Source organism: Paenibacillus sp. DRB1-1 (assembly GCF_052119485.1).
GTDB lineage: Bacteria > Bacillota > Bacilli > Paenibacillales > Paenibacillaceae > Paenibacillus > Paenibacillus polymyxa_B.
Genome location: NZ_JBODQH010000001.1, coordinates 1,921,062 through 1,937,837, shown reverse-complemented (window position 1 = coordinate 1,937,837; position 16,776 = coordinate 1,921,062). Strand labels below are relative to the sequence as shown.

Genomic DNA, 16,776 nt, shown 5'->3' with positions numbered 1-16,776 from the left:
TTAAAATGAATAAACAAAGCAAGCGCGCTTGGGCTAGATGATTCAGACCCAAACTCGCTTGTTCTGGCTAGGAGATAATATTCGTTTTCTTTAATCTCGGTCCCGATTACGGGCAAAGAATAGCCATAGCGCGTACACTAGAATGATTGCCGCCAAGATCAATGCAGCCAGCCGTACATTTTCATTGTTCGGATGCTCGACGGCGATGGCGACATAGGCCCATACAAATACGAGAGGATAAATGCTGTCGCGATAAGGGAAGCTGACCATGATCGCCAATAGGGTGCCGATGAGCAGGATAATGATCGCCCATGTCGTATCGCTCAGTCCCCAGCCACTCCATTCATTCTTTTCCAGTGCCACTGTAATGTTGATAATAGTAGCAACGGATACCCAACCGAGGTTGAGGCTGAACGGTAGCTTGACGAACCACATTTCTCCGCGGGTTGGCTGCGGCGTGCGGGTACGTACATACACGACGCTCAAGGAAAGCAAGTATAGAATAATGACGATGACGCACAGCTCTACGTATACATACTGCCAGAGGAAAATCCAGATGATATTGAAGAGACAGCTTAGAATAAAAAAAATACCGATGGACTGAACGCTTGTCTTGGCTTGACCTGTAGGTGTAGCTTGGTACACGACAAAGCAGGCGAGCAGTACGTAGATGACCGACCAGATGGAAAAAGCGTAACCCGCTGGGGTGATCAAGGTTGGGTACATGTTGGATACAGCAGCAGTGCTTCTGCCGCCGATAGGAAGTGTAGAAGCCAGAATGTTAACGAGAACGACAGCGATAAATGCAATAATATTCCACCATTTATACGGATGGCTTCGTGACATAGGGATATCTCCTCCTCAACGAATGATGATCCAAAAATGACCGACTGGTCACAAACTTCTATTATGAATATACCCACTTTGCTTTCGAATATGTCCTTACCGGAAAAAGTTTCTTGATCCCGGTAAAATCATAAAAAGTTGTATGTATATGCAGTCATATGTAGTACAATGGTGAAAATTTTAAGCACTATATAAGCAGAATTTCCTCAAATTCAAATTATATAGAAGTAAGGAGATAAGTAGAATGAATGGCTTGGAGAAAGTAGGGAAATTTGTAGGAGGAACCTTTTCCATCTGGGTACTTTTATTTGCATGTTTGGGATTTTTCTTTCCTGCGGCGTTTACAGGGTTGAAAGGATACATACAGTTATTTTTGGGCATTGTCATGTTCGGGATGGGGCTGACTTTATCTGCGGCTGACTTTCGTGAAGTATTCCGGCGTCCAGTGGATGTGGCTATTGGCGTGGTCGGACATTATCTGATTATGCCGTTACTGGCCTTTGGATTGGCATTAGTATTGCAGCTGCCATCGGATATTGCGGTAGGTGTCATTTTGGTAGGCTGTTGCCCGAGTGGAACCGCGTCCAACGTAATGACACTCTTATCCAAAGGCGACGTGGCATTGGGCGTGTCGATTGCTTCGGTGTCGACGCTGATTGCTCCACTGGCTACCCCGGCCATGATTAACCTGCTTGCTGGACGTTGGATGAATATTGATGCGAAGTCGCTGATCATGGATATTCTCATCGTGGTTATTGTTCCCATTGTGCTGGGTGTTATCGTCAAATCGCTATTTCGCAAACAGGCAGAAGCCAGTGTACAGGCGCTGCCGCTCATATCAACACTGGTGATTATGCTCATCGTGGCTATTGTGATTGCAGGCAGCAAGGGCAAGATTTTGGAGACAGGCCCGATTATTTTTGGTGTGGTTATTTTGCATAACGGTATCGGGTTCCTGCTCGGATATTGGTTTGCCAAGCTATTCGGTATGAATCTTTCCAAGCGTAAAGCTGTTACGCTGGAAACGGGAATGCAGAATTCCGGACTGGGCGCTGCGCTGGCAGCAGCCCATTTTAATCCGATTGCTGCTGTACCGAGTGCAATTTTTAGCGTGTGGCATAATATTTCCGGCTCGTTGCTCGCCACCTGGTTTTCCCGCCGGGAGGAGAAGAACAGCACATCCGGGAACCATTAAGCTTTGTCAGTGGCTTGTGACAAGTGGCTGCGGTTCAGCTTTTTCGAACCGTTTAGGGAAGGTCAGAAAGGATAGATTTGACTTTATAGTTGCGGATCATTATACTGTGGTTGTTACAACCACTGTATTTAAGTAAGCAACAGTAGTTTGAGTTCGTTATGGAAGGAAAACTGCATCGAATTCATATTCGGCTTCATGCTCAACAGCCTCATATTATCTGATCTGATTTAAACTGAAGGAGAGAGAACGAATGAACCCAAAATATAATTCTCTATTTGAAGCTTTTACTCTGCCATCCGGTGTTACGTTGAAGAACCGTATTACCATGGCCCCTATGACTAACTTTGCTTCCCACGAAAATGGTGAAGTCAGTGACCAGGAGCTGGCATACTACCGTGAACGTTCCGGTGGGGTGGGCGCGGTTATTACCGCTTGTGTGTATGTAACTCCAGATGGTAAAGGCTTTGTTAATGAGTTTGGTGCGGACAAGGATGAAATGATTCCGAGCCTGCGCCGCCTGGCAGATACGATTCATCAAGAGGGCGCAAAAGCGATCCTGCAAATTTATCATGGTGGCCGCCTGTGTCCACCGGATCAAATTCCAGATGGACAGCCGATCAGTGCAAGCGCAGTAGCCGAGGAGAAAGAAGGCGCGCCTGTACCGCGTGAAATGACATCCGACGATATCCACCGCGTCATCCGTGCCTATGGCGAAGCGACTCGCCGCGCGATTGAAGCAGGCTATGATGGTGTGGAGCTTCACGGAGCGAACGGTTACCTGGTGCAGCAGTTCTTCTCCCCGCACTCCAACCTTCGTACCGATGAATGGGGAGGAAGTGTTGAAAAACGAATGACCTTCCCGCTGGCGATTGTTCACGAAGTGAAGAAAGTGATCGCAGAACATGCAAAGCGGCCATTCATCTTTGGATACCGCTTGTCTCCTGAGGAAGGACACACACCAGGCATTACGCTGGATGATACGATGGTGCTTGTAGACCGTCTGGCGGATCAAGGGCTGGATTACCTGCACATTTCCGTAAATCATTTCTTCGGTGGTTCGTTCCGTGACCGTAGTGACGAACGGTCACGTACCGTTCTCATCCATGAGAAGGTAGGTAACCGTGTGCCGATTATGGGAGTCGGGTCGCTGAATACACCGGACGAGGCGCTTGCAGCACTGGAGACAGGTGTACCGCTTGTATCGCTGGGACGTCCGCTTTTGATGGAGCCGCAATGGGTTGAGAAGGTGAAAAACGGCACAGAAGATACTATTCGCACGACATTATCCAAACAAGCTCAGCAGGAGCTAGTCATTCCTGACTATTTGTGGAATGTATTGACGACCCTTCCAGGCTGGATGCCTGTTACGGACTAAATTTTGAATGATGGAGATACCCTAGGTTGCTCTCATGCACCTGGGGTATTTTCCTGTCTCGTGACCGTGAACACAATAATATAGGAATAACTGAGAAAGAAGGAAAATGACAATGCTACATGCAGCTAATGGCGTAATTTTGATTAAGTCTACCCATCCGGGGCTACAGATTCGACTGTTACAAGTCAATGATGCAGAACGTTTATTAGAGATCAGACGTGAAAATTTTGATTTCTTCAAACCGTTCGAGCCAGAACGACCTGAAATTTACTTTACGCTGGAAGAACAGGCGCGTCTGATTTCCAACGGTTTGGAAGCGGCACAAGCCGGTCAGGGATATACGTTTGGACTTTTTTTACCGGAAAATGATAAGCTGATTGGCAGAATGGAGCTGTCGGGTATCGCTAGAGGCCCCTTTCAAAACGCCAATCTGGGCTACTTTGTAGATCCTGCATACCACGGACAAGGCTATGCGACTTCCGCAGTGAAGGATATCGTACGCTACGCCCTGAATGAGTTGGAATTACACCGTATTCAAGCTGGAGTGATGCCAAGAAATACGCCTTCCAATCGAGTGATGGAAAAGGCAGGATTTCGCCGCGAAGGGCTGGCTCTCAACTATTTGAAGATTAATGGTGTGTGGGAAGATCACGTGCTGTATGCGGTAACGGCTGAGGATTTGCAGAATGGCGTTTTCTGAATTCGCCGGGCGTGACCCCCTCCAGTTTTTTGAACACCTTGCCAAAGTATTTTTCATCCTGATACCCGACCATACCGGCAATATGATGAAGGCGCAGCTTGTCATTTAGCAGTAATAGCTTTGCCTTGCCCATCCTGATCTGGCACAAATAGTCCGACAGATTAACCCCATACTCCTGCTTGAATTTACGAGAAATATATTCCCGACTGAGGTAAAAGCGGCTCGCCATATCCTGTAGAGAAATGTCCTCGTTATAGTGTGCATCCAGATAGCGGGCAATATCACGTATGGTCGGGTTGTTTGGGCTATGGCTTGGTGTAAGTGCCTGACCAGCTGCCAACAGTCGGTTTTCGACCTGTCTTTGCCATAAGGGCAATGAAAGCATGCCACGGTTGTCGACCGGCAAGGCATGAATGGAGCCGGACTCATCTGCCAGTTCCTCGCCATCGGTATCTCCAGGTCTGTCATTCAGCCAGCGGGCCAGCATCCAGTCCAACTCCTGATTCCAACTGGCTAGCTGCTCTGCTGTCACCGAAGGTAGCTCGGCTACGGCTGCTATCCAATGGCCTACCGCTATCGACACACGATTGGCATTACAGCTGAGCGCACTAAGCCGCAGTTCCTCTTCCATCTCAGGCAACTGGGGAAGACGAATGCTCTGGCGTGTCTGGGAACTCTGGTGCATCCAGTCGGCGGTTTGCAACACATCCCGTTTCCACAACGCTTGCCGTGCCTCTTGGTAGGCAGTGGCTGCCGCTATGGGAAAAGCGCCAAAAGAGCCAAAAGAGCCAACCCCGATGTGCATGTAACACCGCAAAGCCGTTTTGATCCCTGTGTGAATATCCTGCAAGAGCAGCGGCCAACGAGATGGCTCGCCCCAATACAGCAGAATAATTTCGTCCATACGCTCCAGATGACGGAATGCAATTCCGGTTTGAGAAGTTCCAAGAAATTCGTTGCAGATGTTAATGAGGGAAAAGCTCAAAAGCGCACGGCGCGTTTTATATTTGTCCAGTATATCGGCATCCAGCTGAGTGGTGCTCATCACAGCTGCATTACATATCTGAATAGCTGCAGGAAGACGTAGCTCCTCACGTAAGGGCGTAATGGAAAGAGGGGTATTCGCTATACCGGAAACGATTTCAGTCAGGAGCTTATCAGCATAGTGCGGCCTCATCCGATTGACCTCCATTGCCTGCATCGTCTGCCTGTTCCGGTCTTGCTCCGCTGTCCGCCAGGCTTGAGTGGCTTTATTAAGAGCCTCGTTAATCTCGACTGGATCCACGGGCTTAAGAATATAGTCCATGCCTCCCCGGCGGATGACCTGTCGAACCAACTCAAAATCATCATAGCCACTGACCACCACGACTCGGGTTGCTGGGGAATTGACTTGAATCCACTCCATCAGTGCTACTCCATCCTTGCCGGGCATCCGCATATCCGTGAGTACAACAGGTGGGGAAAGGGCGGTAATGACCTCAATCGCCTGATCGCCCGACTCAGCCTCAATCACCTCGCTCACACCGCAAGCTTCCCAATGTACGAGCATCCGTATGGCATGGCGTACATGCTTCTCATCATCTACAATCAGGACTTTCATTGACAGATCACTCTCCCTTAATATGAATTTCCGTAGGGACTTCAGTACGAATTTCGAGTGTATAACGGACGCCATGAGGCAGAATGTTGTCTACGCACAGGGTGTTAGAACCATCCTCCGAGTGAAGCTGAATACGCAATAGAACATTACGAAGGCCAATGGAGTCCTGCTCGCTAGTGTCTGGCTCCTCGTAGGCTTTCAGCGGACGTTTTAACATATGCTGGAGCTGTTCTAACTCGGCCTGTGGAATGGAAGTTCCGTTATTTTCCACGGTTATTTTCACAATACCTTCCCGGATTCGGCTGCCTGTAATGCGAATTTCACCGGGTCCCAGCCGGGGATCTGCACCGTGTTTAAAGTAGTTTTCCACCAACGGTTGGAGAATCATTTTAGGCACCCGATCATTCAGGACCTCATATTCCCACTGGTAAGTGACCTCTAATTGCTCACCGAAGCGTTCCTTTTGTAAATCAAGATATTGTTTTACATGTTCGGCTTCTTCCTTAAGTGTTACGACCGTATGGTCACGCATATTATAACGCAGCATTTTGGCAAGGGAAGAGAGCAGAGAATAAATTCGCGGCACCTCATGCTGTAGAGCCAGGGTTCCAATAGACTGTAGCGTATTATATAAAAAGTGAGGATTAATCTGTGCTTGAAGCGCTTTCAATTGATGTGTCTTATTAGCCAGCTCCAGCTTGTATTCCTGCAAAATGAGGTTATTGATGGTATCCATCATCTGTCTGAAACGGCGCGACAGCACTCCGATCTCATCGTTACTCATAGCCCGGATGTCTACATCCAGTTGACCGGACTGAATCTGGTTTATGTAGCGAGTCAGTCGCTTAATAGGTTCCGTGATTTTTATCGAAATCCATAACGTGGCAACAATGACGAGTAGCAACGCTGCGCCTGTAATGACCGCATTGATCTGAGTCAAGCGGGTAGCCCGTATATACAGCGTACGATGTGGAATTTTCTTGACGAGCGTCCAGCCTGACAGGTTGGCATCCAGCTTGCCATACACGTGCAGTGCCGTATCATCCTCAATCACTCCGTGCTCGCCTTCTTTAGAAATTCGATTGAGCAGGTCAGATTCCTTCCAGTGTGTTCCAATCGATGCTTCTTTTCCGCTATATATGATTGTTCCGTTCCGATCGATCAAAAACAACTCCTCTGTATCCGCATCATACAATTGACGGCAAATACTGCGCAGCGGCTCCAGATCAACATCTATAGCGAGTACCCCAAGCGTCTCTGAGGCAGGAATGTTCCGAATCGCCCGGTGAAGTGTAAATACCTGCCGCTCTGTGCTGTGCTCCGCATAGGAAACCGCCGAAAAGCCGTACAAATGCTTCATGTGCGAAGGCTGTATGAATAGTCCGGAAGGGCCGTAATGAATAGAACCAGTAAAGGGCGCCAGCCGGAATTCCCGTAGCGGGACTGTACTGGTAATCAACGTGGATTGCCCCGCCTCAAAAGAATGCAAATACACTTGGTCAATGCCTGACGAAGCATTCATCATCGTTTGCAGCGTGGTGTAAATTTCAGCGACGGCCCGGTAATCATCCGGGATTTTGGCCAGATTACGCAGAAAATGAGGGTCATTATAGACTCCGATGGACGCGCGGTTCAGCCCCTGTAAATAGTTATCCAGATTCGTAATTCCCTGAAAGATAAGCCGTTCATTTTCTTGTGTAGCCTGCTCACGCAAGGATTGCTTGGTGAGAACGAAGGTCATTGTCATCGACAGCAGCAGAGGCAGAGTGACGGCAATGAGCAAAAACCAGATCAGGCGGGAACGAATGCTGTGAAATTTCATGCAGTGAGCTCCTTTCACAATTCAAGTTGAGCCAGAGGTCAATATTTTCCCCCCTAATGGTTCACGATCCTACGTGTTCTCGAGAGCGCTTATTCGACATAATGAACATGTGAATCGCATATCCGTACGGCCCAAGCATCATGCTGCTGAAAGAAAGCCGTAAGGGAGCGTTCCAGACACCAACAGACAACAAAAGGGGGGGATCGGATTGAATCGCGCCAAGTCGTCGCAATGGCTCCAGCAATGGATTTTTGTAGGGCCGTCGACGTTATTTTTCGTTATCATTATTGTAATCCCTTTTATGCTCGGAATGTACTATTCTTTTACAGAGTGGAATGGGGTAGCCAATGAGGCAAAGTGGGTGGGGCTGGATAATTTCAGTCACATTTTATGGAATGATGACAAATTTGGGACAGCGTTCTGGTTTACGGTCCGTTTTACGGTGGTAGGAGTGGTGGCTGCGAATATTTTTGGCTTTCTGCTGGCGTATTTTCTAACCAAACCGCTGAAAACAAAAAATGTACTAAGGACCATCTTTTTTATGCCCAATGTGATCGGAGGTCTGTTGCTGGGCTTTATCTGGCAGTTTATTTTCGTCAAGGGATTTGCAGCAATCGGAGAGAGCACGAACTGGTCCTTCTTCAACCTGTCCTGGTTGGGAGATGAGATCACCGCCTTCTGGGGCATTGTAATCGTGTTTATCTGGCAAACTGCCGGGTATTTGATGGTTATTTACATCTCTTCCCTGACCAATGTGCCCCGCGATATGCTGGAAGCAGCTGAAATTGACGGAGCAAGCCGGATGCAAATTTTGCGGTCGATTATACTTCCTTTGATCATGCCTGCCGTTACGGTATGTCTTTTCCTGGCGATATCATGGTCATTCAAAATGTTCGATCTCAATTTGTCACTGACCAAAGGCGGTCCCTTCGGGTCCACAGAGTCGGTTGCACTCAATATTTACAATGAAGCGTTTGTGAATAATCGTTATGGGCTGGGAACAGCTAAAGCACTCATTTTCTTTATCATTGTTGCTCTGGTTACGAGCCTTCAGGTACGACTGACGAAAAGTCGGGAGGTGGAAGCGTAAATGGAAACAAGCAAGCGCTACCGCTTTGGAACATGGGCGACCGAGATGGTGATGATCCTCGTCGCATTGTTATTCCTCGTCCCGTTTTACTTTTTATTCGTGAATTCGGTCAAAAGCTTTGGTGACCTGCTCACCGATTCTGCGGCCTGGCCACAAACCTTTGTATGGAGCAACTACGCTAGAGCGTGGAGCATCACGCGTTTTCCCGAAGCTTTATGGAATTCACTCGTGGTTACGGTAATTAGTAATCTACTGCTCGTACTGATCAGCTCAATGGCTGCTTACCGAATGGTCCGGCGTCCGACGCGTTATAATCGAGTGTTGTTCAGCCTGTTCGTAGCTGCCATGGTGATTCCTTTTCAATCGGTGATGATTCCTTTGGTCAAGGTTGTAAGTACACTGGATTTAATGAACAGTATAAGTGGTCTGGTAATCTGTTATCTGGGATTTGGAGCTCCAATGTCGATCTTTCTCTTTCATGGATTCGTCAAAGGTGTGCCAGTCGAGGTGGAAGAAGCAGCTACGGTGGACGGCTGTACGCCTTACGGAGTATTTTTCCGAATTGTGTATCCGTTGATGCTGCCGATGATGGTAACTGTTATTATTTTAAATACGCTCTGGATTTGGAATGACTATCTCCTGCCTTCTCTGGTACTGCAAAAGGCTGAACTGCGCACAATTCCGATTGCGACCTATGCTTTTTTCGGACAATACACGAAGCAGTGGGATTTGGCTTTGCCTGCTCTGGTGCTGGGCATCTTGCCTGTCATCGTATTCTTTCTGGCCATGCAAAAATATATTATTCAAGGTATTATGGCTGGCTCGGTCAAAGGTTGAGTGTGGCGATGAGCTGAAATGCACATGGTGTGCCACTACGCAAACGGATGGTGCTTACCATCGCTGCTGCCTCCAGATTCCCCTGAATAAACGAATAAAGGTGGGAATCTAGAGACAAAGGCGAGCACTATCGCTTGTTCAGCACCATTCCGTTTGCTTCGTTTCCACATGAATTTTTCAAGTTCATCTGATATGAATTTAGAATAGAAAGGAACATGAAAATGAAAACGCATACTTTTAAAAAGAAAGCTCAAGCACTCATCTTGCTTCTCGCGGCCTTTGCCCTGGTTTTGGCAGGTTGTAACAGCAGTGGCGGACAAAACGCAGGCAAAGAGGAAGTGAAGGAAAAAACAATTCACATTTTTCAGTTTAAGGTAGAGATTGCAGAGGCGCTGAATCGCATGAAAGCGGAATACGAAGCATCTCATCCGGGCATCAAGCTCGATATTCAGACCGTGGGCGGGGGCAGTGACTATGGTGCGGCGTTAAAGGCCAAGTTCGCCTCCGGGGAGCAACCGGATATTTTTAACGTAGGAGGTTACCGCGAGCTGGATACGTGGCTGGAATATTTGGAGGACCTGTCTGACCAGCCTTGGGTTGGCGATGTGGTGGATGTCGCCAAAGAGCCGATGACCAAAGACGGCAAGCTGTATGGCCAGCCGATGAATCTGGAGGGGTACGGCTTTATTTATAACAAGGATTTGTTCAAGAAGGCGGGGATTACGGAGACCCCTAAAACATTGTCCGAACTGGAGGGAGCTGCGCAAAAGCTCCAAGCTGCAGGAATTACTCCATTTTCTAATGGATATCAGGAGTTTTGGGTGCTGGGCAATCATTTGCTGAACGTGGCATTTGCCAATCAGCCAGACCCTTCGGCCTTCGTCAAGGGACTGAATGATGGAACTGCAAAGATTCCGGGCAACGCTGTATTCGCCGAGTGGGTTAAGCTGTTTGATCTGACACTGAAGTATGGCAATTCGAAGCCGCTCACGACCGATTACAACACGCAGGTAACGAATTTCGCCACTGGAAAGGCTGCCATGATGCAGCAAGGGAACTGGACTCAGGTCCAAATTGACGGAATTAATCCTAAGCTAAATTTGGGGATTTTGCCTATGCCGATTGGTGAAGACGCAACAGCCGGAGATAAGCTGTTTGTAGGTGTCGCCAACAACTGGGTGGTTAATAAAAATTCGTCCGTCAAACCCGAGGCGAAAGAGTTCTTAAACTGGATGGTGACATCCGAGCAGGGTAAAAAGTATATCACCAAGGAATTCAAGTTTATTCCAGCGTTCAAGAGCATCGAAGGGGCAGAGGCTGATATGGGCCAATTGGGTGCTGAGGTAGTGAAATACAGTAAGGAAAACAAACTGTTGGGCTGGTTCTTTAGCCGCTATCCTGAAGGAGCACAGCAAGAATTCGGAAGTCAGATGCAAGCCTATGTGGCAGGTAAATCGGATGCCGGGAAGCTATTCGAGGATTTCCAGAGAACATGGGATAATTTGAAGACCAAATAATGAACAAAAGCACGCGATAAAGCCTTCATATTTCAGGAAGATTGCATGATCCTGAAATATGAAGGCTTTTCTGTAAACAAAATTATATATGGTAATGGAGCAGAGCGATATCCCCGCGGTGTTCTATTTCTTTAAGCTTAAACGTACTTGGCAGCGTTCCCTCTGGAAATAACGGTATTCCTTGTCCAAGCACCTTGGGAATGATCGCAATAACAGCCTTCTCCAGCAGTCCAGCTTGTAAGAAGGCCTGGACTAACTGGCCTCCACCGACTAGCCATACCGCACCTTCCGATTGTTCTTGTAGACGTGGAACCAGTTCAGTCAGAGCTTCGTCCGTAAATGTAACATGTGGCGCTTGCTGGTGCTCCGTTAATGCTCGTGTGAGCACATAACATGGCTTGCCAGCATAAGGGAAATCATCTGAGAGCTTCAATACTTCCTCATACGTCAGCCTGCCCATCAGCACTGTACCTACGGTGTCGTAAAAGTCGGCATATCCATTGTCCCCGCCATCCCCTTTAACATCATACAGCCAGTCCACCGAACCGTCCGGCAAAGCTATATACCCGTCGAGACTCATGGCAATATACAGCACAACTGCGTTTGATTTCAAATCCTCCATAGTTCATTCACTCCTTTCTATTTCCTAATGTTACAATGTATTTATGACATAGTATGTCGTAGTTAAACGGCCATTTAAAATTAATTTTTGGTTAGAGGGGTACCTTATGAACGAACGCAGAATTGCTCTTATGAGGATACTGGATTCCCGAAAAAAATATACGGCGCGTGAGCTGGCTGAACGTTTTGGTGTCTCCGTCAGGACGATACAAAGAGATCTCGACTATTTGCAGCAGACCGGGTTACCCCTTTATACCGAAATGGGTCCTCATGGCGGGTATCGGGCACTCCCCAATCGGCTTCTTCCTCCCCTTCATCTTGCTCGCGACGAGGCCTTGGGTCTTTTTCTCATGCTGCAACTGTTGGAGAACATTCCAGATATCCCTTTTGGCTCGGTTCGTGGACATTTATCCGAGTATTATTATGCCGAGCTTCCACAGGATGTGCAGGACAGTATCGATCAATTAAAGGAGTACATTTCTTTTCGTATGCTACCCACTCACGCAGAGTCACCCTACACCTCAATCATTTTGGAGGCTGCGCTGAATAAGCGCCGGGTAAACATGCATTACCGCTCCGCTTCCGGTGAAAAGTGGACCGAAGTATATCCGATTGGACTGTATTTTGATCACGGATATTGGTACATGCCAGCGCATAGCAGAGACCGCATTATTCTGTACCGTTCAGATCGGGTGATCACAATAACGATGCTGGACGAAACCTTGGACAGCCTTCCCACGCTTCAGGAATGGTTGGCTTCGGAGGATTCTCGTATAGGAATTCCGTCCAAAATAAAATTTACCGCATTGGGTGCCAGGCTGGCCGGATCAGATGCCCTCTTCCAAAATGTTTCCCATCACGAAGGGAAGAGTCAGGAATGGCAGGGATATATTCCGGTCGAAGAGTTTAGATATGTGTCCCGACTTTTACTAAAATACGGGCCAGAGGCCGAGGTCGTATATCCCAAAGAACTGCGAGTACAGGTCAAGCAACTGTTGCAAGACAGCCTGAACCCTTATCTGAAGGATGCAAAAGCGGATGATGAAGAAAAAGACAATTAATCCTGTAAATTGATTCTCTTATTTATAGTTAACCACATGAATATTTAAGGTTATTAACTTATGACTTTCCATTTATTTTTGTGATAAAGTTTTGAAAAGAGCCCGTTTTCGTATATGATGAAGAGTAATAATTCAAAAGGCTGGACGGGAGACAGATATGAATCAACCGCTTTATGGAATATGGCTCGGAGATGTGTTTTTTTGCTTTTCTGGTGAGACGTCGGAACCACGTATCGATGCGTGGAGCAGTGTAATTCGCAGGCTGACGCTAAAGGGAGACCTTCGGCCGTTTCGGCAGGCTGCGTTGCGTCTTGCTGAGGTACGGATACCGAACACTGCTCGTGTGGAAACCGCGGGCAGAGGTGGCAAAAGACGTTCCATGCTGGGGCGTACATTGGAGGGTTTGGCGCTGGAACCGCGCGAGACGATGGCACTGTTGACCCGCATGGACGAGAAGGGCTGTGCGGCATCGGGCATTACGCTGGGCGAGGAAATGCAATATTGGCAAAAAGCTGCTTATTTCGCGCTAGAGCTGATGCAGCGGGGCGAAATTGCGCCATCGCTTACAGAGGCGCGTCCATCGGGACCGCGTCGTCGTGGTCCGGAAGCGGCTGTCGGGGTGTGGATTCCTCGACTGTGTCAAGAGGAGGACATACGCCGCTTTTATGAGCTGGCTGCTGCAATGCCGGCTGTTTGTATGGCGGCTCCGGCCGTTTTTGCGGGCAAGGAGCCTGAAACACGCGAGGATGCAGCCGGAATCGTGCTGTACTCCTTCTTGTGTGCGATCATCCATGCGGAAACGACCGCGGTGCTGGCAGCATCAGACCGTGAGCTGGGCCGATATCGCGCAGAGTATCGGCGCGGAGGATCGCCGCTGGCAGAGCTGTGGTGGAACAGTCTGCTGACAGGTTCCCGGCCGGTGGCGATTCAGGGAACGCCCGCGGAGATGGAGGAACTGGTGATTCAGGCTTCTTCTCTTGAAGGGAGCGCAATGCCTGTCACGGAACGGGAAGACAAGGAGCCGACAGAAGGGCAACTGCGGTTGTGCCTTCGTTTGGAGCCTTCGCTGGAAGAGAGTGTGAAGGAATGGCGCATTACCTTTTGGGCAGAAAGCGATGCTGAGCCGGGGTTGCGATTGCCTGCTCTGGCACTGTGGGCGCATCCTGAACGTGATCTGGTTCGCGGCGGAATTGTATATCGTCAAGTGCAGGCGCAACTGCTAATGAGGCTCGGACAGGCAGCTGAAGCGGCACCTATATTGCAAGAAGCGTTGAACCGTCCTTATCCCGAGGGGCTGACACTGGAGCCAGAGTTGTTCTTCCGTTTCCTGACGGAAGCCGTTCCCGCATTACAAAAGAACGGTATCACCGTGCAAATGCCTTCACGCTGGAGCCGGGAGGGCCGAAGACGTGCAGGCTTGCGGCTCAAAATGCGTTCGACAGAGCAGGGTGCCAAGCCAGATGGTGTGATTGCCGATACATCGTCTGTCGGCATTAACCGCATGATTTCGTTTGATGCCGAGGCTGTGCTGGGTGATACGACTTTGACGATGGAGGAACTGGAAAGCATCGTCGCGGCCAATTTGCCGTATGTACGTCTCGGAGGGGAATGGATCGAGGTCGATCCCAAGGAAATCCGTCAGGTGCTGCGCTTTATCAAGCGCGGGGAAAACGGTGAGATGAGCTTGTCCGAATGGATGCATCTGGCTGCAGAAAATGAAAGTGCAGGCGAGGCCTCATGGAAAGGCTTGTCCATCTTTGGCGCGGAATCCGCCGGATTGCTTGCGTCTTTGGCTGAGGGCGGCGTACTCCGTTCGGTAGAGCCAAGGCCTGTGCCGGAGACGCTGCATGGCGCATTACGGCCCTATCAAGAGCGCGGCTTTCAATGGCTGGCTGCAATGCGCGGATTGGGCTTTGGCGTCTGCCTTGCGGACGACATGGGACTTGGTAAAACGATTCAGGTCATCACCTGCCTGCTCGACGGTGGCATCGGCGCAGATGATCAACGTCCGGCGTTGATCATCTGTCCGACGTCCTTGCTCGGCAACTGGCAGCGCGAGTTGAAGCGCTTTTCACCGGATTTGTCACTGTATATTCACCATGGCAACCAGCGACTCCACGGCGAGCTGTTTCAGGAGAGTGTACGTGAGTATGATATCGTCCTCACTACCTATCATTTGGCGGGCCGGGATGGCAGCGATTTATCTGCGGTATACTGGTCCTCCATCGTGTTGGATGAGGCGCAATATATAAAAAATGCACGAACAAAGCAAGCACAAAGCGTCATGAAGCTGTCTGCACCACACCGGATTGCCATGACAGGTACTCCGGTAGAAAATCGGTTGAGCGAGTTGTGGTCTATTTTTCAATTCCTGAATCCAGGTTATCTTGGTACGGCTTCTTCGTTCCGCCAGCGTTACAGTCTGGCAGGAGAGGAGCGTGGGTCCGCGTTGCGTGAGCTTCATCGCCTCGTCTCCCCGTTCATGCTGCGTCGTCTCAAAAGCGACCCAGATATACGCAAGGATTTGCCAGAGAAGCTGGAGTTGAAATCCTACTGTGTACTGACACCAGAGCAGGCCGGATTGTATCGGGGCGTGGTGGATCAATTATTGGGAACACTGGATGGGCAGATCGGTATGGCTCGCAAAGGGCTTGTTCTGTCTTCACTAACCAAGTTGAAGCAGATTTGTGACCATCCGGGTCTGATCATTCCGGGCCGGGCTGATAGTGGTAAAACTGAAAACTCGGGCAAAATGGAGCGACTGCTGGAATTGGTAGAGACGATTCGCGAGAACGGCGAATCGGCGCTGATATTCACCCAATATGTGTCGATGGGAGAATTGCTGGTCTCTCGTTTGGCCAAAATTTTCGGGGAAGAGCCGTATTTTCTGCATGGAGGACTGGCGAAAACCAGACGTGATGAAATTGTTCACAACTTCCAGCAGGGAGAAGGGCCAAATATATTCGTACTTTCCCTGCGTGCAGGTGGCGTGGGTCTGAACCTGACACGTGCCAGCCATGTCATTCACTATGACCGCTGGTGGAATCCTGCAGTGGAAAACCAGGCGACGGACCGTGTATTCCGTATTGGTCAAAGCCGCAATGTACAAGTGCACAAGCTGATTTGCCAAGGTACACTGGAGGAGCGGATCGACGAGCTGATCGAGAGCAAAAAGGTACTTTCCGAGCAGGTTGTCGGCTCCGGTGAACATTGGCTCACCGAAATGTCTGATGATGAATTGCGCGGTCTGATTGCGCTGCAAAATGATGTATGGATTGAGTGAGCAGAGAAAGGATGAAGGCGATGACGAGGCCGCGAGTGAAGCTAAAAGTAACTGACGGTCACTGGATAGCGGAATTAGACGGAAATGGGTTGGAAGGCGAATCAACGGGTGTACCTTCCACACATGCTGTCCAATGGACTGGCCCAGCGCCTGTACTGAACCCCGAACAGCAGAAGGCATGGCTGGAGCAGCTAAAAGCAGATCCTTTGGACATCTACCGTTTTTTGCAAGGGGAAAGCTGTCTATCGCTGGATGAGATCGTTCAGCTAGCAGCTGAGACAGCCACTTCTAGCATGGAGGATGGCGTGGGTGTAGTAGACAATGTGAAGAAAGCTCTTCAAGCCGGTCTGGAAAGCGAGCCGCAGACCTGTCTGGAACTGATCGGAATGACGCGAGAAGAGCTGCTGGAGTACGTATTTAGTGCTTGGGCCGGAGAGTTATCCCATGTGCAGGGGACATCCCCCGCGCTTGAGTCTACCTCACGGCAGGAAGGCGGACGCAGCGGATCGGCAGCGATTAGCGAATGGATTGCAGAGTCTGCGGCAGAAGGAGCATTGCATCGTCCCGGTGCAGGCTTTCACGCGATTGAGATTCGTCTGCCGCAGAAGCTTGCTCCTAAGAAGGAAGCGGATATTACGGCTTTGCTGCCGGGTTTACCCCGTGTGGAAGAGGCATTGAAACTCATACGTGAACGGGTAGCCGAGCGGGCCCGAGCTGCAATCCCGCAAAAACGTCATACTCCGTAACAATTCGGGTTTATACTTCCTTTTTCGAGTCTATTCGCCTTCATCGAACGGGATAACGGCTTCGAAGAGTGCCAAAAGTTCAG

Annotated in this window: 13 protein-coding genes; 9 read left to right on the top strand and 4 right to left on the bottom strand. The window is 49.3% G+C overall.

Annotated features, from left to right (window positions below; all coding sequences use genetic code 11):
• Positions 1–90 precede the first annotated feature (90 nt).
• Positions 91–846, bottom strand: coding sequence for a tryptophan-rich sensory protein (locus ACQW03_RS08545; protein WP_071639376.1), 756 nt, complete (start codon positions 844–846; stop codon positions 91–93).
• Positions 847–1,090: 244 nt separating this feature from the next.
• On the opposite strand from ACQW03_RS08545, the gene ACQW03_RS08540 reads away from it, so the two are divergent.
• From ACQW03_RS08540 to ACQW03_RS08530, 3 genes are all read left to right on the top strand, one after another.
• Positions 1,091–2,041 (top strand): bile acid:sodium symporter family protein, encoded by a 951-nt coding sequence (locus ACQW03_RS08540; protein ID WP_071639377.1) that lies wholly within the window; start codon positions 1,091–1,093, stop codon positions 2,039–2,041.
• A 250-nt stretch (positions 2,042–2,291) separates the two neighbouring features.
• Entirely contained in the window at positions 2,292–3,416 is a 1,125-nt protein-coding gene (locus ACQW03_RS08535) for an NADH-dependent flavin oxidoreductase (protein WP_441949263.1), read from the top strand.
• 112 nt (positions 3,417–3,528) lie between these two features.
• Complete coding sequence (locus ACQW03_RS08530) at positions 3,529–4,116, top strand: GNAT family N-acetyltransferase (RefSeq protein ID WP_071639379.1); 588 nt, start codon at positions 3,529–3,531, stop codon at positions 4,114–4,116.
• Here ACQW03_RS08530 and ACQW03_RS08525 read toward each other — a convergent pair.
• Positions 4,046–5,716 (bottom strand): response regulator transcription factor, encoded by a 1,671-nt coding sequence (locus ACQW03_RS08525; RefSeq protein WP_220030673.1) that lies wholly within the window; start codon positions 5,714–5,716, stop codon positions 4,046–4,048. The genes ACQW03_RS08530 and ACQW03_RS08525 overlap by 71 nt on opposite strands.
• 7 nt (positions 5,717–5,723) lie before the next feature.
• The gene (locus tag ACQW03_RS08520; protein WP_441949260.1) at positions 5,724–7,538 is read right to left on the bottom strand and encodes a sensor histidine kinase; all 1,815 of its coding nucleotides are present in this window, start codon (positions 7,536–7,538) and stop codon (positions 5,724–5,726) included.
• Positions 7,539–7,746: 208 nt separating this feature from the next.
• On the opposite strand from ACQW03_RS08520, the gene ACQW03_RS08515 reads away from it, so the two are divergent.
• The 3 genes from ACQW03_RS08515 to ACQW03_RS08505 all read left to right on the top strand — a co-directional run bounded on the left by ACQW03_RS08515 (position 7,747) and on the right by ACQW03_RS08505 (position 10,982).
• Complete coding sequence (locus ACQW03_RS08515; RefSeq protein ID WP_023986790.1) at positions 7,747–8,628, top strand: carbohydrate ABC transporter permease; 882 nt, start codon at positions 7,747–7,749, stop codon at positions 8,626–8,628.
• Positions 8,629–9,465, top strand: a complete 837-nt coding sequence (locus ACQW03_RS08510) for a carbohydrate ABC transporter permease (RefSeq protein ID WP_023986791.1) — start codon at positions 8,629–8,631, stop codon at positions 9,463–9,465.
• 221 nt (positions 9,466–9,686) lie between these two features.
• Positions 9,687–10,982, top strand: coding sequence for an ABC transporter substrate-binding protein (locus ACQW03_RS08505; RefSeq protein ID WP_071639382.1), 1,296 nt, complete (start codon positions 9,687–9,689; stop codon positions 10,980–10,982).
• An 82-nt stretch (positions 10,983–11,064) separates the two neighbouring features.
• On the opposite strand, the gene ACQW03_RS08500 is transcribed toward ACQW03_RS08505, so the two are convergent.
• Positions 11,065–11,604 carry a dihydrofolate reductase family protein gene (locus tag ACQW03_RS08500; RefSeq protein ID WP_071639383.1) on the bottom strand — a complete coding sequence of 180 codons (540 nt, stop codon included), beginning with the start codon at positions 11,602–11,604 and terminating at the stop codon, positions 11,065–11,067.
• A gap of 106 nt (positions 11,605–11,710) precedes the next feature.
• Between ACQW03_RS08500 and ACQW03_RS08495 the strand changes: the two genes are divergently transcribed.
• The 3 genes from ACQW03_RS08495 (at position 11,711) to ACQW03_RS08485 (ending at position 16,693) form a co-directional block, all read left to right on the top strand.
• The gene (locus ACQW03_RS08495) at positions 11,711–12,664 is read left to right on the top strand and encodes a helix-turn-helix transcriptional regulator (RefSeq protein ID WP_071639384.1); all 954 of its coding nucleotides are present in this window, start codon (positions 11,711–11,713) and stop codon (positions 12,662–12,664) included.
• A gap of 157 nt (positions 12,665–12,821) precedes the next feature.
• Positions 12,822–15,947, top strand: a complete 3,126-nt coding sequence (locus tag ACQW03_RS08490) for a DEAD/DEAH box helicase (RefSeq protein WP_441949256.1) — start codon at positions 12,822–12,824, stop codon at positions 15,945–15,947.
• A 20-nt stretch (positions 15,948–15,967) separates the two neighbouring features.
• The gene (locus ACQW03_RS08485) at positions 15,968–16,693 is read left to right on the top strand and encodes a phosphoribosylglycinamide synthetase (protein ID WP_076293258.1); all 726 of its coding nucleotides are present in this window, start codon (positions 15,968–15,970) and stop codon (positions 16,691–16,693) included.
• Positions 16,694–16,776: the final 83 nt, after the last annotated feature.

Coding starts and splice junctions, on each gene's coding strand:
- ACQW03_RS08545 (WP_071639376.1), bottom strand. CDS start 846: ATGTCACGAAGCCATCCGTATAAATGGTGGAATATTATTGCATTTATC.
- ACQW03_RS08540 (WP_071639377.1), top strand. CDS start 1,091: ATGAATGGCTTGGAGAAAGTAGGGAAATTTGTAGGAGGAACCTTTTCC.
- ACQW03_RS08535 (WP_441949263.1), top strand. CDS start 2,292: ATGAACCCAAAATATAATTCTCTATTTGAAGCTTTTACTCTGCCATCC.
- ACQW03_RS08530 (WP_071639379.1), top strand. CDS start 3,529: ATGCTACATGCAGCTAATGGCGTAATTTTGATTAAGTCTACCCATCCG.
- ACQW03_RS08525 (WP_220030673.1), bottom strand. CDS start 5,716: ATGAAAGTCCTGATTGTAGATGATGAGAAGCATGTACGCCATGCCATA.
- ACQW03_RS08520 (WP_441949260.1), bottom strand. CDS start 7,538: ATGAAATTTCACAGCATTCGTTCCCGCCTGATCTGGTTTTTGCTCATT.
- ACQW03_RS08510 (WP_023986791.1), top strand. CDS start 8,629: ATGGAAACAAGCAAGCGCTACCGCTTTGGAACATGGGCGACCGAGATG.
- ACQW03_RS08505 (WP_071639382.1), top strand. CDS start 9,687: ATGAAAACGCATACTTTTAAAAAGAAAGCTCAAGCACTCATCTTGCTT.
- ACQW03_RS08500 (WP_071639383.1), bottom strand. CDS start 11,604: ATGGAGGATTTGAAATCAAACGCAGTTGTGCTGTATATTGCCATGAGT.
- ACQW03_RS08495 (WP_071639384.1), top strand. CDS start 11,711: ATGAACGAACGCAGAATTGCTCTTATGAGGATACTGGATTCCCGAAAA.
- ACQW03_RS08490 (WP_441949256.1), top strand. CDS start 12,822: ATGAATCAACCGCTTTATGGAATATGGCTCGGAGATGTGTTTTTTTGC.
- ACQW03_RS08485 (WP_076293258.1), top strand. CDS start 15,968: ATGACGAGGCCGCGAGTGAAGCTAAAAGTAACTGACGGTCACTGGATA.